The following is a 16,809-nucleotide window of genomic DNA, read 5'->3' as shown; positions in this document are numbered from 1 at the left end:
CAGCGCCCGGTTGCCATCAGTTGAACGATCGGGGCGTGGCGAGGCAATGTTCGTCGAGCCAGGCGACCAGATCGTCGAGCACGGTGCCGCGTTCGGGTTCGTTGAACAGTTCGTGATAGAGGCCCGGGTAGCGGCGCACGGTGAGATCGCTTGCGGCGGCGTTCCGTTCGATGAGATCGGTGCTGACCGGATTCGCGATCCGGTCGGCGGTGCCGTGCATGGCCAGGGTGGGCACGGTGAGCCGGTCCAGCCGTTTGCCGACCGCGTCGCCGGTCTCCAGGATCTCGGCGGCGGTCCGGGCGGGCAGCCGTCCGCGATAGACCAGCGGATCCTCGTCGTAGGCCCGGACCACCTCCGGATCGCGGCTGATCCACGTCGAATCCACCCGCACCGCACCGAGATTCGGCGCGATCCGGCTCACCAGCGGCGCGACGACCCGTTGTACCGGATTGGAGTCCACGACCAACGGCGGCGCCGACAGCGCGATCCCGGCCACGTCCAGCGGCGCGCGCGTCGCGAGATGCAGCGTGACCAGGCTGCCCATGCTGTGCGCGACGACGAAGCGCGGCACGCCCGGATGCCTGCCCGCCGCGAGGTCGAGCAGCGCGGTCACATTGTCGGCGGCGCCGTCGATGGAATCGATGTTGGCCTTGTCGCCGACCGACCGCCCGTGCCCCACGTGATCCAGCGCGTAGACCGCGTACCCCGCGTCGGCCAGCCGTTCCCCGACATGGACATAGCGCCCCGAATGCTCGGCCACGCCGTGCACCAACGCGATGACGCCCTTGACGTCGCCCTCCGGCACCCACGACTGCCAGAAGATTCGCCCGCCCCGGCCCTCGAACTCACCGGTCTCGCTACGGCTCATATCGCCTCCGTCTGCCTGTTGTCAGGGCCATTGTGCGCTTCGGGGGAGGGTTGTGTCCGGTTTTCGTTCCGGGTCGCGCGTCAGCCCCGTACGCCCGGCGCGCCGACATAGTCGATCAGCTCGACTCCGTTGAGCGCGCGGTCGATCAGGTCGTGGAACCACTCGCTCTCGAAGTCCGCGGTCGACTCGGCGCCCTCGAGGCTCTGGACGTGCAGGCGACCGATCTCCTGATTGGCCTCGACGAACGAGCGCATCCGTGTCTCGTACGCGGCGAACCCGGCGCGCGGGTCCCATCCGGCCGCGGCCAGTTCCCCGGCCAGGACGTAGGCGCCGACCAGTGCCAATCCCGTACCCTGCCCGGACATCGGCGACGCGCTGTAGGCCGCGTCCCCGAGCAGGGCGACCCGGCCCTCGGACCAGCGGTCCATCACGACCTGAGCGACCTGGTCGAGGTAGAAGTCCGGCGTATCGTCCAGGTGCGCAAGGATTTTCGGCGTCAGCCAGCCGAGGTCGGCCATCCGCTCGCGTAGCAGGCGCTTCTGGCCCTCGATGTCGCGGTAGTCGACGTCGAATTCGACCGCGGGGAAGGTGAACATGGCCATCGCCCGGGTGGCGTCCTGGATGGGCCGCAGGGCGACCGAGCGGCCGGACTCCTGATAGTCGAGCAGCCAGCGGTCCAGGCCGAATTCGTTGGGCACGCTGTAGAAGGCGAGCACCAGCCCGAGGTGACGCAGGTACTCCTCGCGCGGGCCGAAGACCATCGCGCGCAGCGCGGAATGCAGGCCGTCCGCGCCGATCACCAGATCGAAGCGCCGCCGCTCGCCGCTCGCGAGGATCACGTCGACGCCGTCCGCGTCCTGGGTGAGTTCGGTGATGCGGTTGTCGAAGAGGTATTCGACGTGGTCGCTGGTGGCGTCGTGGAGGACGCGGGCGAGGTCGCCGCGCAGGATCTCGATCTCCGCGATGTATCCGTCGCCGCCGCCGTCCTCGGCACTGAAGGTTTGCAGGACATTGCCCGCGGCGTCGACCGTATGCGCCCCCGCGGTGAGGGTACGGGCGGCGCGAACCGCCTCGTCCAGACCCATCCGCTGGATGACCTCCTTGGTGATCCCGCGCGCGTCGACGGCCTGGCCACCGGGACGCAGTTCGGGGGCACGCTCGACGATCGTCACCTCGGCTCCGAAGCGGTGCAGCCAGTGCGCCAGCGCGGGACCCGCGATACTCGCGCCCGCGATCAGGACCTTGGCGCTCATCGGGTCACATGCTCGGTGGTGTGAATTACGTTGTCGTTCAGACTGATTCGGTTGTTGAGCCGGACGTGTCCGTCCGGAATCAAGCTACGCATCCCAGTGCCTTCCTTTGGTATCCCGAGGGTCAGAGTTATGGACGGTGGGAGAGGGCTAAGTTCATCGGTGGGGCAGGGATTGTCCGCTCGGCGCCTACGGAAACCGACCTGATCGGTTGCTGCGCGAACGTTGCTGACTTAGATCTACTATAGTGAGGATCGAAACCTCGGTCAGAGGTCGATCGGCACGTGGACACTCCGAACTGCCGACGGTACCTCATAATGCTGCCTTTCCGATTTGAGGTCGGCTTCCTGCGGCAAACATTGGACGCTTTCAGGATGGGTTCATATTGCACCACAGCAGTCTCACGGGCCTGAGGGTGAAGGCTAAGCGCCAGCTGCAATTGGTCGTGTAGGAACGTCAAGCCCCGTTGTCGGTGGAGATCGGAACTGTGGAGACTCGGCAACGGTAGGAAGTGCAGATACGTCTCGAGAGATGAGAGTAGCGGCACATCTCAGCAAGTGTAATCAACTGTGCAGATTGTGTGTTGTGCTAATGATGCTTGTAGAGCACCTACTCTCCGTGCAAGGCTTACCACCGCATCGGCCGTGACCCTATGGGGAGACGGGCGCATTGTCTCGCTGTTTCGTCTGGTGTTGAGTAGCGCTTCTCTAAAGCGCCGAGTAATTCCGACTTGGAGCAGGCGGGGACTGAAAGCGTGGTTATCAAGCGGCGTTGTCCCGGTAAAGAGGATGGATGGATCACGGCTGGAATTCTGATTGGACCACGTTCTATACGGCTGTGGCTGCTTCGGCGGGAACGATTTTCGCTCTCCTTTTCGTTGCATTGCAGGTTGCTTCTTCCGGCTGGTCCAAGAAACCTCTACGGCAATTCAGCGCAGCTATGACATTGCTTGAGTTGGCCGGGCCACTCTTCATCAGTTTGATCGCTCTCATGCCGGCACACGTCTGGCAGATTGGCCCGGTAGTGGTGGCAATTCTTGGCTACCTGTCCATCTTGGGGTATTTTATTCTCTATTACTACTGCTGTATAACTGCTCGGCCGGAGGTCCGTTGGTACGATCATATGCGAGGTATCATAGGTACGATTTTTCTTTCCCTCGTCTATACGATGATCTTGTTGAGCACTATGCAATCCGACGTGAAGCATGGGCTGTATATGCTGGCCGCAGCGTGTATCTGGCAGGTGATGTCTGGCGTAACTCAATCTTGGCTGCTGATTTCAATTTCTGGAAAGGACTTCCAAATCCGGGAGTAAGCGGATATTTTGAAGGCTCCGTTATTTCATAACTGCACTCGATGGAGGATGTCCACTACGGCTGGAACTTCGCTCCGGCTCAGTGCTCGGTAAATGGAGCAGGCTTCGGCGCTCTGTCTTCGGGTAACTAACCCTAATCCGAAGGAGGGGGCCATCTCGTCATTGCAGGGAGGCGCAGACGTTGTCGAAATTTCAATGTCAATTGACTATTGTACGGAATAGGTGAAAGTTGCCTACGAGGGCGTAGATTGCTCTGATGCCATCGATCGGAGAACTCGCCGCAGTGAAGGACTCATCACCCGGCAGGGCACGCCGACCCGCCTACAGCGCCGTCTCCACGGCCCTCGCGCTGCACAGCGATCACGCCTTGTGTGCGCTCGTGGACGCGGCCGCGCCGATCGGGGTCGGTATCGGCGGGAAGGCGGCGCTGGTGGAGGTCGCGGGGATTCCGGTGTTCGTGAAGCGAGTTCCCCTCACCGATCTGGAACGGCGGGCGGAGCATCTTCGGTCCACGGCGAATCTGTTCGAGATGCCGCTGTTCAGCCATTACGGCGTCGGCCTCATCGGGTCGCCGGGGTTCGGGGCGTGGCGCGAACTCGCTGTGCACATCATGACGACGAACTGGGTGCTCGCGGCCGAATACCAAGGGTTTCCGCTGCTGTACCACTGGCGCGTGCTTCCGGATACGACGCCGTTGCCGGAGGAACTCGCCGGTATCGATCGCGCGGTTGCCTATTGGGACGACAGCCCGCAGATGCGTCGCCGGATCGAGGCGCTCCGGGATTCCTCGGCGAGTATCGCGCTGTTTCTGGAGTACATTCCGAATACCTTGCACGAGTGGCTGAACGGCCAGCTCGAGGCGGGTGACGAGGCCGCCGATCGGGCCTGCCTCATGGTGGAGCGGGAGCTGGCCGCGGGCGTCGGGTTCATGAACGGCCGGGGGCTGCTGCACCTCGACGCGCACTTCGGGAACATCCTCACCGATGGTCGGCGGCTGTACTTCGGTGATTACGGTCTCGCGCTCTTTCGGGGATTCGATCTCACGGCTGAGGAGGCCGCGTTCTTCGACCGGAACCAGAGTTACGACCGTGGTTTCGCCGTCAGTTACCTGGCGAACTGGCTCGTTACCGCGCTGTACGGGCGCCGGGGGGAGGACCGGGAGACGATGGTGCGCGCCTTCGCCGCGGGTGAGTCGCCGGAGGGCCCGCCCGCCGGGGCCGCCTCGGTTCTCCTCCGGCACGCGCCCGTCGCCGCGGCGATGGGCGCGTTCACGCGGGCGTTCCAGCAGGAGAGTCGGCGCACCCCCTATCCGGAGCGGGAGATGCGTCGCCTGCTGGCGCAAGGCCCGCCCCACCTGGATTCGGCCGGGGCGGGCTCTCGCGTCAAACCGTCGTAACCGCAACGGCCGCATCGGTTTCGACGATCCGACGCCGCCGACTCGGGATCAGGAACGTCGGGTGCCGGACGGACCACGCCGCGCCCGTGCAGATGAGTTCCTTGATGCGAGCCGCTTTGCGGCCGACGTCCACCTTGGGGGTCGGCTCGTCCTCCTTGGTCACCTTCTGGACGATGGCGTCGCGGCGGCCGAGGCTGATGCATTGGCTGTTGTAGCCGATGGGGGCGTCGGGGACGGGGCGTCCGGTGAGGCGGGCGGCGAGGGCGTCGGCGCCGAGCCAGGCCATCGGGGTGGCGGTGGCGCAGCCCATGCGCAGGGGCTTGCCGCCGATTCCGATGGCGTGCGCGGCGTCGCCCAGGGCGTAGACGTTCGGGTGCGAGATCGAACGCTGGGTGGCGTCGACGATGATCCGGCCGGTGTCGGAGACGGTGAGCGTGCTGGCGGCCGCGATGGGATGGACCGCGAAACCCGCTGTCCAGACGGTGGTTTCGGCCGGGATCTCCGCTCCCGAACGGGTGATCACGCTCGTGTCGGTGACCCGGACGACGTCGGTGTGCTCGTGGACGGTGATGCTGAGACGCTCGAACGCGTCGCGCAGATGGCGGCGCGCCTTCTCGTCCAGCCAGTCCCCGACGCCGCCGCGCGCGGCGACGGCGACCCGCAGATCCGGGCGCGCCTCGGCGATCTCGGTGGCGATCTCGATACTGGTGAGGCCGCCGCCCACGAGGACTACCGTTGCGCCCGAGGGCATTTCGTTCAGCCGGTCCCGCAGCCGCAGCGCCGCCTGTTTGCTCGCGACGTGATGGGCGTGTTCGACAACGCCGGGCACGCCGAAGTCGGCGACGGTGCTGCCCAGGGCGTAGACGAGCGTGTCGTAGGCGAGGGTTTCCGCGCCGTGCTCGTCGAGCAGGTGAACGGTCCCGCGGTCGGCGTCGACGGCGTCGACGCGGGCGATGCGCACCCGAACGCCGGTGCCCGCGAACATCTTTCGCAACGGCCGGACCGGCAGGTCCTGCCCGGTGGCGAGCTGGTGCAGGCGCACCCGCTCGACGAAGTCGGGATCGCCGTTGACCAGGGTGATCTCGACGTCGTCGCGGTGCAGTCGCTTGGCCAGGCGGCCGGCGGCGGTGGCTCCGGCGTACCCGGCTCCGAGGACGACGATGCGGTGCTTCATGGTGTGCTCCTGTCTCGGGGAGGGTTCGATACCTGAACCGAGCGGCCGCACGAATACTGACAGCCACATGATGTGACGTGCGTCACCACAATGTGGCCAGCGGGTCTCCCGGCTCGTGGATGGTCCATTGCCGGTTGGCGTACGCCAGTTTGTCGGGGTTGGCGTGCGCGTGGACCGCGGCGATGCCGTCGGCGGTCACCTCCAGCACCACGATGCCGACGACGCGATCGGCGGCCGTCACGACCAGCGCGGGCCTGCCGTTGACGATGGCGGCGAAGGGGGTGAGCGCGCGACCGAACGTGTCCCGCTTGGCATCCGACGGTTTGACGGCGAGCCGCACGAACGTCGCGACGCGCTCGGCGCCGACGAGCGGCCGGTTCAGGGTGGGGTAGAAGGCGCCGCCGTCGCCGATGATGCTGGCGTCGTCGGTGAGCAACCGCACCAGCTCATCGGTCCGCCCGCTGACCGCCGCGGCCAGGAACTCCTCGACGATCCGGCGGGCGGCGGCCTCGTCCACCTCGATCCGCGCCCGGGCGCCGGCCAGATGCTGTTTGGCGCGCCGATGGATCTGCTGGCAGTTGGCCTCGCTGATATCGAGCAACTCGGCGATCTCGTGATGCGCGTAGCCGAACGCCGCGCGCAGCACGTACACGACGCGCTCCTTGGCGGTGAGCCGCTCCATGAGCGTGAGCATCGCGATCGATACCGACTCCCGCTGTTCGACGGTGTCGGCCGGGCTCAGCATCGGGGACCCGGCCAGCACCGGCTCCGGAAGCCATTGGCCCACATAGGTTTCCCGGCGGGCGCGGGCCGAGGTGAGCTGGTTGAGGCAGAGATTGGTGAGCACCTTGGTCAGCCACGCCTCGGGTGTCTCGACGGCGTCCCGGTCGGCGAGTTGCCAGCGCAGGTACGTCTCCTGCACCGCGTCCTCGGCGTCGCTCGCCGACCCCAGCAAGCGGTAGGCGATCGCCGACAGGCGACCCCGGAAGCTCTCGAACAGATCGATTTAGGACGTAAGCGACATGTCAGCCATCGTCGGTTATGCGTGGTGGTCGCGTCCATCCGGAGGGGTGTCCGGGAGTGGATATCAGGCCGAGTGTTGGACGAGTCGCCACCTCCGCGCGATCGGGCCGCGTTCGCGGGTCGGGGCGAGCCAGTCGGCAATGTCGTCGATCACCGCCGCGTCGACGTGAGCCGGTTTCTCGTAGTCGGCGGGGGTGGACAGGCCGTCGCCGGGGAAGAACAGGTGGTCGTCGCGGTCGTGGACGCGGATGGTGACGTCGGGGCGTGCGGCCAGCCCGGCTCGCCAGGCCGGGAGGTCGTCGGCGACGGTGACCTGGTAGTCGCGGCCGCCTTGCAGGATCAGGATCGGTCCGTTCAGTGTGCTCGCGGTGGCGACCGGGTCGTAGGCGCGCAGATCCAGCCAGTAGGAGGCGGGCAGACCGAACAGCAGGTCCGCGGCCGGGGTCGTCGGGGACAGATCGGGGCTCTCGGTCGACGCCGCCGCGCGGGCGACGGCGGCGCGGACCTCGGCGGCGTCCTGTTCGGGACGCAGGCGCGCGAGGTAGTCGTACACGCGCAGAGCGGCCCGGGGCATCGGCACGGTGTCACCGGCGAGGATCACCACGCCCGCGATCGACGGTTCGGCCGCCGCGATCCGCGGAGCGGCCTTGCCGCCGCCGCTGTGACCGGCGACGTACACCCGGGCGGGGTCGACGCCGGGCTCCTCGCGCAGCATTCGCACGGCGGCGATCGTGGTCGGCAGATACTCCTCGAGCATGGTGAAGCCGTCGCGGCTGTTCAGTTCGGGGTGCACGAAAGTGACCTTGTCGAAACGCAATACCGCGATGCCGCGACTGGCCAGGCCCCACGCGAGATCCTTGAAGGGCTTGTTCGGTCCGGAGGTGAGGTCGCAGTCCATGGGGCCCGAGGAGACGAGCACCACCGCCGCCCGCGGACCGTGGCCCTTGGGCATGGTGAGAGTGCCTGGCACGGAACACGATTCGGCCTCGAGGGTGACCTCGCGCTCGGTGAATCGGCGGGGGCGCGCGTAATCGGGTGGCGCCCAGAGCGAGTCGCGCGGTGGGGCGAGCTGGAGCCCGTGCAGCAGGCCCGCCGCGTCGACCGACATCCGGACCTCGAGGCCGCCGCGCGTGCCCGTCACCGGAACCCGCACCCGTGTCAACTCGGTGTCGAGCCGTTCGGTCGCCGCCGGGCCGACGGTGTCGATGCCGCCGATCTTGGCGATCTCGGTGGTCCAGGCCAGGCGCGTCGTGTCGGGGGAGACCGCCGCGGCGAGCCGGGGCGCGAACCGCGTCGCGAGTTCGTCGAAGCGTTCGGCCCGCAGCAGGTGCAGGACGTCGGCCGCGACGGTCGCCGGATCGGTGTGTGTCGTCATCTCGGTTCCCCAGGCTCCTCGCGAATGTTCTCAAGTAATGAGAACGGTAGCAGTATATGAGAACATTGGGGAGTGGACGTCACCGAATTGCTGGCTCACCCGGCGCGACTGCGGATCGTGCACGCCCTGCGGGGGGAGCGGTCGCTGACCACCGCCGATCTGTGTGCGGTCCTGCCGGATATGTCGAAGGCGACGGTGTACCGGCATGTCGACGCGTTGGCGAGCGCCGGAATCCTCGAGGTCACGCGGGAGCGGCGGGTGCGCGGCGCGGTCGAGCGGCACTACCGGTTGCGGCCGGAGCGGGCGATGGTGGACGCCGAAACCGCCACGGCGGCAACGATCGAGGACCATCGGCGCGTCTTCGGTACGGCCATGGCGGTGCTCATCGCCGAGTTCAACGCCTATCTGGACCGCGACGACGCCGATCCGGCGCGGGATCTCGTCGGGTATCGGCAGCACGCGCTGTGGCTCAGCCGCGACGAACTGGACGGGTTGGTCGCGGATCTGCGGCGGGCGATCCTGCCACGCCTGGGGAACCGGCCGGGTCCTGGGCGTGCTCGATACTTGTTGAGCCCCATTCATTTTCCGTCGGCGGAGCCCGCCAGCGAGGGGGAGTGACGGCGGCTCGTGGGTTCGGCGGGGCTCGCGGGCCGAATATTCCGCGCTTGTTCGATGTTGTCCGAAGCGTTTGCGGTTTCGGAATCGTGGGAGTTCGCCGAGGGCGGCTGCCTGAGAGGGGTACGGAATGACAGTCGGAAACGTACTGGATCTGTCGGTCGACGAGGTGTTGTCCACTACGCGTTCGGTGCGGAAGCGGCTCGACCTCGAGCGTCCGGTGCCGCGCGAGGTGCTGCTGGAGTGTCTGGAATTGGCGTTGCAGGCGCCGACGGGCTCGAATGCCCAAGGCTGGCAATGGGTCTTCGTGGAGGACGCCGAGCGGAAGAAGGCGCTGGCCGACATCTACCGGACCAACGCCACGCCCTACCTCGACGCGCCGAAGCCCGCCTACGGAGACGAGCGCGACCAGCGGCAGCCGCTGGTCACCGAATCGGCCCGCTACCTCAACGACCACCTGCACGAGGTCCCGGTCCTGCTGATCCCCTGCCTCGCCGGCCGGGCGGACACCAAACCGGGCGCCTCCAGCGCCGGCTTCTGGGGTTCGCTCCTCCCCGCCGTCTGGAGCTTCGTGCTGGCCCTGCGCTCCCGCGGCCTCGGCTCCGCCTGGACCACCCTGCACCTCGTCGGCGACGGCGAGAAACAGGCCGCCGACCTCCTCGGCATCCCCTACGACAAGTTCAGCCAGGGCGGCCTGTTCCCCATCGCCTACACCAAGGGCACCGACTTCCGCCCCGCCAAACGCCTTCCGGCTGAACAACTTACGCATTGGAACGAGTGGTAGGAGGCGGTTTCGGCCGGGGGCACCTGGGTTCCTCGGTAAGGGGTCACCCCCGTCCCCGGCCAGGCATCCCGGCTGAAGGTCCCCCGTTTCCCGCGAAGGCGGCACCCTGTTCCCCGCCGCGAGCGTCAGCGAGCGGCGGGGATCTCCGTGAGTTCGTCCAGTAATCGCTTGTTGAATTCGATCAGGCGGGCGTAGTTCAGGCGGGACAGGCGTTCGTCTGTGCCGTGGATTCGGGACAGGTCGGTGTTGGTCAGGATGATGGGGGCGAAGTTGTAGCGGGCGGTGGCCAGGCCCTCGTAGTGGCGGGAGTCGGTGGCGCCGGGGACTATTCCGGTGGTGATGATCGCTTCGGGGACCAGGGAGCGGGTCAGGTCGGCGATGAGGGTGAAGGCGGGGCCCGGGGGGCTCAGGGGGGAGGGTTCGGAGGAGAGGCCGTGGAGGTCGATGGTTACCTCGCGGTCGCGGATCGTTCGGCGGCAGTGGGTGAGTACGTCGGAGACCGAATCCCCTTGCAGGATGCGGAAATTCACGAGCGCCTCGGCGTGCTGCGGCAGGACGTTGGCCTTGACGCCGCCGTGGATGACCGTGGGTGCGGTCGTGGTGCGGACCAGCGCCTCGGTCTGCGGGCGCAGCGCGAGGACGCGGGCGACCGCGCGACCGCCGTGCGGGAGTGCCCCGAGGGCGGCGCGCAGCGGTAGCGGCAGGCCGGGCCGGATGCGCTCGAGCATGTCGAGGACCGTGGGCGTCATCCGCAGCGGCATCGGATGCTCCTGAACCCGGGTGACCGCCCGCGCGATCCGTCCGACGGCGGTCCGTTTGCCGGGCATCGACGAATGCCCGCCCGGATCGCTCACCGCGAGTCGCACCGTCGCCCAGCCCTTCTCACCGACCATGATCGAGGCGACCGGCCGCCGCACCCCGGTCGTGCCGGACAGGATCACCCCGCCCTCGTCCAGGAGCAGATCCGCACGTATCCCGCGCTCGCGCAGTACCGCGGCGATGCGGGACGCGCCGCCGAGGCCGAAGACCTCCTCGTCGTGCCCGAACGCCAGATACACCGTGCGCCGCGGTCGCCGCCCGGCCGCGAGCGCCGCCTCGACGGCCTCGAGGATCGCCAGCACCCGGCTCTTGTCGTCGATCGCGCCCCGCCCCCAGACGAATTCGCCGTCGATCACCCCCGCGAACGGCGGATGGGTCCAGCGCGCCTCGTCGTCGACCGGGACCACGTCCATGTGCCCGAGCAGGATGGCGGCCGTGCCCGATTCGGTTCCGGCCCAACGGTACAGGCGGCTGTGCCCGAACAGCTCGAGCTCGAGCCGCTCGTGCACCAGCGGATACGACCGTTCCAGCAGGTCGGACAGCTTCTCGAACTCGGCGTCGGCGGGCGCGCCGTCCTCGGTCGACACGGTCGCGCAGCGCAGGGCGGCGGCGAGCCGTTCGGCGGTGTCGTCGTCGGCGGCCGGTAGGTGCGCGCTCATCGGTTCGGAAGGCGATCGGGGAAGGAGACGTCCACCGTTGCATTCTTCAGCACATCCGGCGAAACGGTCACGGTCTTCTCCGCGCGCCACTTCACGATGCCGTCGGTGACGATGCCCTCGACGTCCCCGCGCCGCTCGCCGAGCACCAGCGGCAGCTCGACCCGCGCGGCGTCCACCGTCACCCGCGCGTCGGCCGGGGCGTGCGACCACACGTCGTCCACGACATCGGTGACGCGGAATCCGATCCGATGCCCCGCGGACACCAGCCAATCCTGACCCAGCAGCCGTACCTCGGCCGTATCCCGCACGGGCGCGATGCCGCGCGTGATGACGGTGGCCCGCCCGCTCGGATCGATGTCGTAGAGTTCGACCGCGACCGTGGCGTCGGGCGGCCCGTGCAGGGTGAGGGTGGCCGTCGGGATCCCGGCCAGATGCTGATCGGTGGGCAGCGGCTGCGACACCGACCAGAACTCCCGATCCGGTCCGGGCAGCAGCCCGCGGTCGGTGTAGGAGCCCGGGCGCAGCGCCACCGCGACCCGCGCGGAATCGGCGGGCGGCCAGGCGTTCTCGCCGCGCCACGACCCGTCGAACCGGCCCACGGTGATCCGCGGTCCGGGAACGTCCACCGCCTTCCCGGCGACGTGCCGGTCGAAGAACGCCAACAGCTCGGTGTCGAATTGCGGTGTGCCGCAGTCGATATGACAGGTCCGGTGCCCCCACTGCCCGAACCACGCCTTGTGCTCGCCGGAACCGAGCCCGTTCCACAGATCGAAGACCCGATACGCGCGCGTGTTGTAGTCGACGAACCCCTGACCCAGGAAGAGCGGAATCGTGTCGCCGCGCAGGCGTTCCACGAGATCGCGATCCCGCCAGAACGCCGAGGTCCCGTCGTGATCGGCGGTCTCCGACAGGAACGGCTGGGCGCATTCGAGCGGATTGCGGTCGGCGTGCGCCTGGTACTCGGCGGGATCGCCGGGATGAGCGGGTGTCGCCGAGATCAGCAGATGTTCGAGCCCCGCCATATCGGCCGGGCGAACCCCGCTCTCGGTCACCGGCTTTCCGGAGAACTTCCAGGAGACGCCCTGCATGTACAGGTAGGAGTACGGATCGACTACGGGTTCGAAGGCGGCCACCGCCGCCAACCCCTGCGGTTTCGCGGCCAGGCCCATCAAACCCGTCCACCCCTCGTAGGAGGTCCCGTACAACCCGACCCGCCCCGTCGACCAGGGCTGCCGCGCGGCCCATTCCACCGCCGTCGCCACATCCGACCGCTCCCCGGGACCGCCGAAGTCCGGACAGCCGCTCGATCCGCCGTAGCCGCGCAGATCGACGATCACGTAGGTGTACCCGGCTTGCAGGAACATCTCGGTCAGCAGGTTCTCCGTCGAGGGACCGCCCTGCGGTCGCGGATTGGTCAGATACGCGAGATGGGCCCGATACGGGCTCACGGTCATCACCACCGGCGTCCGCACGTCGTCCGGAATTCCGCTGGGCCGCAACACATCCGCGTGCAGCCGAGTGCCGTCGGCCGCGTCGAGGAACTCCTGCCGCCACTGATACGGCACACTCGGCGCGGCCGTCGCGGTCACCGGTGCGGCCGAACCCGCCACCAACACCAGCCCCACCAAGGCCCACAAGATCGAAGTCCGGCTCACCCTAGGACTATCGGACCTGTCCGCCCGCAGGTCCAGCCCCCGGAACCGGGGTGTCGCGGCGCTGCGCCGCGAGCACGGCGCCGTCGGTGCCAACCCCTCACGACGAACCGTGCGGTCCTCGGGAAACCTCCGAAAGCCCGGCGGCTCAGAGCGGCCGGAAGTCGATCACCTTGCGCAGCCGTTCCCGGTCACGCTCCAACCGGCGGGCCTCGAAGGCGATCGGGAAGTACCGCAGGCGTTCCGGCAGCAGCGGGACCCCGCGGCCGATGAACCAGCCCAGCGCGCGCAGGGTGAGTTCGTCGGCGGGCGACCAGCTCAGGCCGAGCTTGCGGCGGATGACATCGGGGGTCGTGCCGACGGTGAAGAAGTACTGCAATCGGCCCACGGGCGACGCGGCGACCCGCCACAGCGGACGCAGCGGTCGCGGCAGGCCCTTCGGCGGGGCGATCGTGCGGATGACGCGCAGGTAGTCGTAGGCGACAGGGGTGGGTTCGAGGCCCTCGACCTTCTCGAAGAAGAGCCTCTCCCACTCGGCGTAGGTCGCGGGAATCTCCTTGGGCGCCACCATGAGATTGCGCATGAGCTGCACGCTCTCCCGGTAGTACTCCTCCTTGTCCGCCTGGCTCAGCGGCGCGCGGGTGAAGTAGCGATTGCCCTCGACGTAGGCGTAGATCCCGGTGTGCAGCACCCAGGCCCACGGACCCGACGACAACGCCTTGTGCCGCACCCCGTTCGAATCGGTGCTGTTGAGCGAGGCGTGCAGCGCGCGCAGGCGCTCGGTCTCGGCGAACGCCTCCTCGCCGCCGTAGATCCACATCATGACCGACGCGACACTGCGCATGGCCCGGCCCATCGGATCGGTACGGAAGGAGGAGTGCTCGTCCACCACGGCCGCGATCGACGGTTCCATGGTCTGCAACAGGAACGCCGAACCCGCGGTCAGCGAGAACGTGATCAGCCCGGTCTCCTCCCACATGCGGGAGCCGGGGCCGAAGGGCCGCCGCTGCGGCCGGGTGTCTCGTTCGATGGGTGCGACGGACGCGGTCATGGTGATCTCCTTCGACCACTCGACTACTTGAGAGGATTTGTATCTGATCTTCTCACTCTCTCGCGGCTGTCGCAAGGTCGCTCCGGTCCGCGCGCGGGTCCGACCGCAAGAAATCGTTCGAATCCGGCAAACGGCCCGCGAGATCGGTTCCGGAAAGCGCTACAAGGCAAAATAATTCGGCGACGCCATCGTCTGGACGGCGTATGATCGGCCCAACGGTGAATGGGCGCGCCGGGGGACGAATGAGCGAAGCTGTGGCAACGGACTGGGACGAATTCGCGCGTGCGCTGGCTCGCTGTCTCGCCGACCTGCCGTCCCGAGCCACCCTGGTCATCGCGGCCCCCGGCAACCGCTATGTGCAGTTCCTGCAGTACGACATCCGGCTCACCGTCGAGCTGACCGGCAATCACTATCTGGCCGAACCCATCCCGGCCACCGCCGAGCGCCGATTACGCGAGTTGGGTTGGAGCGCACCGGTCCCGGCGCACGAGATCGAGAACTGGCACCGTACGCTGTTCTGGCCGATCTCCCGAAAGGGCCTGTTGCAGTTGGCGGGTGCGGTCGCCTACGGCCTGCACGACGCGCTCGGCGTGGAGGCGCCCGCGGATCTGCGGGCCATGGGGTGGACCGAGGTGTCGGGGGAGTTGGACCTCACCGCGCTGGGGCCGATGGCCCGGCGACGAGTGTTCTGAAAGTTCATCTCCTGTTTCCCTGAATTTTCTCTGGAGTTCCGGTTTATTTGGGTTTACCCTGGGCAGTCCAGCATCACGCGTCAGCAGTCCGAGGGGAGTGAATCTCGATGATCCGTCCACACTTTCGCACCGGTGAACACCGGCCCTGGCTCCCCGCCCTCCGCGACTACGCCGTGCGTTCGCTGACCCGGCACCGCCTCACCGGCGAGGAGCGCCGGAACCTGGCGGCCGCCCAGCGACCGCCCGCCGTGTACAGCGCCTCCCTGGGCTGCCACCCGCACTTCTGAGCGAGCGAAGCCCCGGCGCGGCGCCGGGGCTTCGTCGTGTCCTAGCCGACCAGGTTCTTGCGTAAGCGCAGGATCGTGCCCGGATCCAGGCCCAGCTCGTCGGTGAGATAGTGGCCGAAGTCGCCGATCTGCTCGACCGCGGTGTCGAGATAGTCCGCCCGCACCTCCTGCAACGGGATCAGCAGATCCGGATTCGTCATCAGCCCCGCCTGTTTCACCTGTTCCCGTAGCTTGGCGTCGGTGGCGGCGCGGTACTGGTTCGACAACAGATAGTCCTGGCGCGCCGTCCCCTCCGGCACGCCGATCGCCCGCAGGGTCACGTAGGTCAGCCAGCCGGTGCGGTCCTTCCCGGCGGTGCAGTGGTAGAGGGTGGGCGCGTCGGTGTTGGCGAGGTCCCGGATCGTCTGTCCCAGTGCGTCTTTCGTCGCCTGGTCGGTCGCGAAGCTGGTGTACATGGTGCGCATGATCCGCTCCGCGCCGCCGTTGCCGAGCGCGGCCTCCTGCTGCTGGGGGTCGCGGGACTGGATGAGCTGGAGCATCCGGAGGTACATCCCGGTGTCACTGATCGGACGGGCGACGACGGGGACTCCCGGCGGCGCCTTGTCCGCGCCCTGCGCGCCGACCTCGGCCGGGGTGCGCAGATCGATCACCTGCTTCAGGTGCAGTCCGCCGAGTGTCCGGAGGTCGGCGTCGGTGAGGGCGTTGAGGGCATCGGAGCGAATGGCCTTGCCGGACTTGACGGTTTTGCCGTCGTAGGTGCGGTAGCCGCCGATGTCTCGGGTGTTCACGGCGCCCTGGAGATCGATTTTGGTCGGGGCGGCCTGGGTCGAGGGCTGGGCGGAGACGCCGGTCGCGGTCAGCGCGAGAACGGCGAAAACGGCTCCCGCCCAGGGAATCAACGAAATCTTCATGCCGGGGGACAGTAGGTGCGCTCGCCGCGGCTCCGAAGGCGTTGGGAGGCAACGGCTCACTGATCGGGACTGGGCGATGTGTTCAGTGAGATCCGGCGTGGACAACAGGGAGGGAACCGGGGGCGCCCCCGGCGCGTCCAAGTAGTCGACGCGCTCCACCGAGGAGCGCGCGATGCGAAGACGGAGGGGAATATGCGTATCCTGACGGCCTTTTCGGCGGCGGCGTTTCTCGGGTTGATGTCGCTGGTGGCGGCGGCGCCCGAGGCGTCCGCGGCGGGGTGCGCCGACGAGCTGTGCCTGTGGTCGGGGGCGAACTTCTCGGGGACCGGGTATCGGCTGGTGGGGCACCAGAAGAACTACTGCGCGGAAAGCCCCGGGCCGGTGCGGTCGGTGGTCAGCAATCTGAATGTGACGGTGACGCTGAGCGCGGGCGGGTGCGGCGGCGGTGGCGGGCCGCACGCGGATGTGGCGCCGCACAGTTCGGTGGCGGATCTGGGGTTCGACGCGCGGTCGGTCACGTACTGCCTGGACTGCTGAGGTGTGCGGGAAGCAGGCGGTCGGTGATGCCCGCGTGCACGAGGCGGATGTGGTACCGCACGTGGTGATCGCTCATCTCGCGCGGGAACTCGACGCGCTGATCGCGGCGCCGTTCAGCATCGAGTCGTTCGATGGGTCTCTGTTGTTGTTGGAGGTTGTCGACGGCCGCGCGCGGCTGGTCGCCTCGAGGAATCTGGGCGCGGCCCTCGAACGGCTCGACGCGGGTTGTGATGGGGTCGAGCACGGGCTCAGCGAGTTTCGGGACGACGTGGCCATCGCCACTCGTACTCGGTGGCCGCTCGATGAGGGCGCGGGCGGCAGGCCGATGTGTGGTCGAGTCGGGTGTGCTGCGGGTCGCTTTCCGGGGGCCGGAATCCGAGATTCGGCTCGCCGATCTCGATC

Annotated in this window: 17 protein-coding genes; 7 read left to right on the top strand and 10 right to left on the bottom strand. The window is 67.9% G+C overall.

Going from position 1 to position 16,809, the window contains the following annotated elements:
- Positions 1 to 16 precede the first annotated feature (16 nt).
- Both ACWDSJ_RS29700 and ACWDSJ_RS29695 read right to left on the bottom strand, forming a co-directional pair.
- Positions 17 to 868: an alpha/beta hydrolase gene (locus ACWDSJ_RS29700; RefSeq protein WP_450035805.1), complete on the bottom strand. Its 852-nt coding sequence runs from the start codon at positions 866 to 868 to the stop codon at positions 17 to 19.
- A gap of 80 nt (positions 869 to 948) precedes the next feature.
- A complete protein-coding gene (locus ACWDSJ_RS29695) occupies positions 949 to 2,121 on the bottom strand; it encodes an FAD-dependent monooxygenase (RefSeq protein WP_450035804.1) in 1,173 nt (390 codons plus the stop codon).
- Between the two features lie 789 nt (positions 2,122 to 2,910).
- Here ACWDSJ_RS29695 and ACWDSJ_RS29690 point away from each other — a divergent pair.
- Positions 2,911 to 3,432 (top strand): hypothetical protein, encoded by a 522-nt coding sequence (locus ACWDSJ_RS29690; protein WP_450035803.1) that lies wholly within the window; start codon positions 2,911 to 2,913, stop codon positions 3,430 to 3,432.
- A 256-nt stretch (positions 3,433 to 3,688) separates the two neighbouring features.
- Positions 3,689 to 4,828 carry a protein kinase family protein gene (locus ACWDSJ_RS29685; RefSeq protein ID WP_450035802.1) on the top strand — a complete coding sequence of 380 codons (1,140 nt, stop codon included), beginning with the start codon at positions 3,689 to 3,691 and terminating at the stop codon, positions 4,826 to 4,828.
- Here the strand turns inward: ACWDSJ_RS29685 and ACWDSJ_RS29680 are convergent.
- The 3 genes from ACWDSJ_RS29680 to ACWDSJ_RS29670 all read right to left on the bottom strand — a co-directional run bounded on the left by ACWDSJ_RS29680 (position 4,815) and on the right by ACWDSJ_RS29670 (position 8,400).
- Complete coding sequence (locus tag ACWDSJ_RS29680) at positions 4,815 to 6,002, bottom strand: NAD(P)/FAD-dependent oxidoreductase (protein WP_450035801.1); 1,188 nt, start codon at positions 6,000 to 6,002, stop codon at positions 4,815 to 4,817. The two genes, ACWDSJ_RS29685 and ACWDSJ_RS29680, sit on opposite strands and share 14 nt — an antisense overlap.
- Positions 6,003 to 6,084: 82 nt before the next feature.
- Positions 6,085 to 7,002 (bottom strand): RNA polymerase sigma factor SigJ, encoded by a 918-nt coding sequence (gene sigJ, locus ACWDSJ_RS29675; protein WP_450035852.1) that lies wholly within the window; start codon positions 7,000 to 7,002, stop codon positions 6,085 to 6,087.
- A gap of 87 nt (positions 7,003 to 7,089) precedes the next feature.
- Positions 7,090 to 8,400, bottom strand: coding sequence for a hypothetical protein (locus tag ACWDSJ_RS29670; RefSeq protein WP_450035799.1), 1,311 nt, complete (start codon positions 8,398 to 8,400; stop codon positions 7,090 to 7,092).
- 72 nt (positions 8,401 to 8,472) lie between these two features.
- Between ACWDSJ_RS29670 and ACWDSJ_RS29665 the strand changes: the two genes are divergently transcribed.
- Together ACWDSJ_RS29665 and ACWDSJ_RS29660 are read left to right on the top strand one after the other, a co-directional pair.
- Complete coding sequence (locus tag ACWDSJ_RS29665) at positions 8,473 to 9,018, top strand: helix-turn-helix domain-containing protein (RefSeq protein ID WP_450035797.1); 546 nt, start codon at positions 8,473 to 8,475, stop codon at positions 9,016 to 9,018.
- 127 nt (positions 9,019 to 9,145) lie between these two features.
- Positions 9,146 to 9,799 carry a nitroreductase family protein gene (locus ACWDSJ_RS29660; protein WP_450035795.1) on the top strand — a complete coding sequence of 218 codons (654 nt, stop codon included), beginning with the start codon at positions 9,146 to 9,148 and terminating at the stop codon, positions 9,797 to 9,799.
- Between the two features lie 125 nt (positions 9,800 to 9,924).
- Here the strand turns inward: ACWDSJ_RS29660 and ACWDSJ_RS29655 are convergent, their stop codons facing one another.
- The 3 genes from ACWDSJ_RS29655 to ACWDSJ_RS29645 all read right to left on the bottom strand — a co-directional run bounded on the left by ACWDSJ_RS29655 (position 9,925) and on the right by ACWDSJ_RS29645 (position 13,980).
- On the bottom strand, positions 9,925 to 11,277 hold the full coding sequence (locus ACWDSJ_RS29655; RefSeq protein ID WP_450035793.1) for a M20/M25/M40 family metallo-hydrolase: 1,353 nt from the start codon (positions 11,275 to 11,277) through the stop codon (positions 9,925 to 9,927).
- Positions 11,274 to 12,932, bottom strand: a complete 1,659-nt coding sequence (locus ACWDSJ_RS29650; RefSeq protein WP_450035791.1) for a CocE/NonD family hydrolase — start codon at positions 12,930 to 12,932, stop codon at positions 11,274 to 11,276. The genes ACWDSJ_RS29655 and ACWDSJ_RS29650 overlap by 4 nt, the downstream gene beginning before the upstream one ends.
- A gap of 145 nt (positions 12,933 to 13,077) precedes the next feature.
- On the bottom strand, positions 13,078 to 13,980 hold the full coding sequence (locus ACWDSJ_RS29645; RefSeq protein ID WP_450035790.1) for an oxygenase MpaB family protein: 903 nt from the start codon (positions 13,978 to 13,980) through the stop codon (positions 13,078 to 13,080).
- A gap of 242 nt (positions 13,981 to 14,222) precedes the next feature.
- Between ACWDSJ_RS29645 and ACWDSJ_RS29640 the strand changes: the two genes are divergently transcribed.
- Together ACWDSJ_RS29640 and ACWDSJ_RS29635 are read left to right on the top strand one after the other, a co-directional pair.
- Positions 14,223 to 14,672, top strand: a complete 450-nt coding sequence (locus ACWDSJ_RS29640) for a TY-Chap domain-containing protein (RefSeq protein ID WP_387361485.1) — start codon at positions 14,223 to 14,225, stop codon at positions 14,670 to 14,672.
- Between the two features lie 107 nt (positions 14,673 to 14,779).
- On the top strand, positions 14,780 to 14,959 hold the full coding sequence (locus ACWDSJ_RS29635) for a hypothetical protein (RefSeq protein WP_387361487.1): 180 nt from the start codon (positions 14,780 to 14,782) through the stop codon (positions 14,957 to 14,959).
- A 41-nt stretch (positions 14,960 to 15,000) separates the two neighbouring features.
- Here the strand turns inward: ACWDSJ_RS29635 and ACWDSJ_RS29630 are convergent, their stop codons facing one another.
- A complete protein-coding gene (locus ACWDSJ_RS29630; RefSeq protein ID WP_450035789.1) occupies positions 15,001 to 15,870 on the bottom strand; it encodes a tyrosine-protein phosphatase in 870 nt (289 codons plus the stop codon).
- Between the two features lie 192 nt (positions 15,871 to 16,062).
- On the opposite strand from ACWDSJ_RS29630, the gene ACWDSJ_RS29625 reads away from it, so the two are divergent.
- Positions 16,063 to 16,407 (top strand): peptidase inhibitor family I36 protein, encoded by a 345-nt coding sequence (locus ACWDSJ_RS29625; protein WP_450035788.1) that lies wholly within the window; start codon positions 16,063 to 16,065, stop codon positions 16,405 to 16,407.
- On the opposite strand, the gene ACWDSJ_RS29620 is transcribed toward ACWDSJ_RS29625, so the two are convergent.
- Positions 16,385 to 16,651, bottom strand: a complete 267-nt coding sequence (locus tag ACWDSJ_RS29620) for a hypothetical protein (protein ID WP_450035787.1) — start codon at positions 16,649 to 16,651, stop codon at positions 16,385 to 16,387. The two genes, ACWDSJ_RS29625 and ACWDSJ_RS29620, sit on opposite strands and share 23 nt — an antisense overlap.
- Between the last annotated feature and the right edge of the window lie 158 nt (positions 16,652 to 16,809).

The sequence above is a fragment of the Nocardia sp. NPDC003482 genome, from assembly GCF_053588115.1.
Note: the sequence above shows the minus strand (reverse complement) of the source record. Positions and strands in the feature narration are given on the sequence as shown.

Excerpts from the sequence above, each read along its gene's own strand:
- ACWDSJ_RS29700 (WP_450035805.1), bottom strand. The coding sequence starts at position 868 with ATGAGCCGTAGCGAGACCGGTGAGTTCGAGGGCCGGGGCGGGCGAATC.
- ACWDSJ_RS29695 (WP_450035804.1), bottom strand. The coding sequence starts at position 2,121 with ATGAGCGCCAAGGTCCTGATCGCGGGCGCGAGTATCGCGGGTCCCGCG.
- ACWDSJ_RS29690 (WP_450035803.1), top strand. The coding sequence starts at position 2,911 with ATGGATCACGGCTGGAATTCTGATTGGACCACGTTCTATACGGCTGTG.
- ACWDSJ_RS29685 (WP_450035802.1), top strand. The coding sequence starts at position 3,689 with ATGCCATCGATCGGAGAACTCGCCGCAGTGAAGGACTCATCACCCGGC.
- ACWDSJ_RS29680 (WP_450035801.1), bottom strand. The coding sequence starts at position 6,002 with ATGAAGCACCGCATCGTCGTCCTCGGAGCCGGGTACGCCGGAGCCACC.
- ACWDSJ_RS29670 (WP_450035799.1), bottom strand. The coding sequence starts at position 8,400 with ATGACGACACACACCGATCCGGCGACCGTCGCGGCCGACGTCCTGCAC.
- ACWDSJ_RS29660 (WP_450035795.1), top strand. The coding sequence starts at position 9,146 with ATGACAGTCGGAAACGTACTGGATCTGTCGGTCGACGAGGTGTTGTCC.
- ACWDSJ_RS29655 (WP_450035793.1), bottom strand. The coding sequence starts at position 11,277 with ATGAGCGCGCACCTACCGGCCGCCGACGACGACACCGCCGAACGGCTC.
- ACWDSJ_RS29645 (WP_450035790.1), bottom strand. The coding sequence starts at position 13,980 with ATGACCGCGTCCGTCGCACCCATCGAACGAGACACCCGGCCGCAGCGG.
- ACWDSJ_RS29640 (WP_387361485.1), top strand. The coding sequence starts at position 14,223 with ATGAGCGAAGCTGTGGCAACGGACTGGGACGAATTCGCGCGTGCGCTG.
- ACWDSJ_RS29635 (WP_387361487.1), top strand. The coding sequence starts at position 14,780 with ATGATCCGTCCACACTTTCGCACCGGTGAACACCGGCCCTGGCTCCCC.
- ACWDSJ_RS29630 (WP_450035789.1), bottom strand. The coding sequence starts at position 15,870 with ATGAAGATTTCGTTGATTCCCTGGGCGGGAGCCGTTTTCGCCGTTCTC.
- ACWDSJ_RS29625 (WP_450035788.1), top strand. The coding sequence starts at position 16,063 with ATGCGTATCCTGACGGCCTTTTCGGCGGCGGCGTTTCTCGGGTTGATG.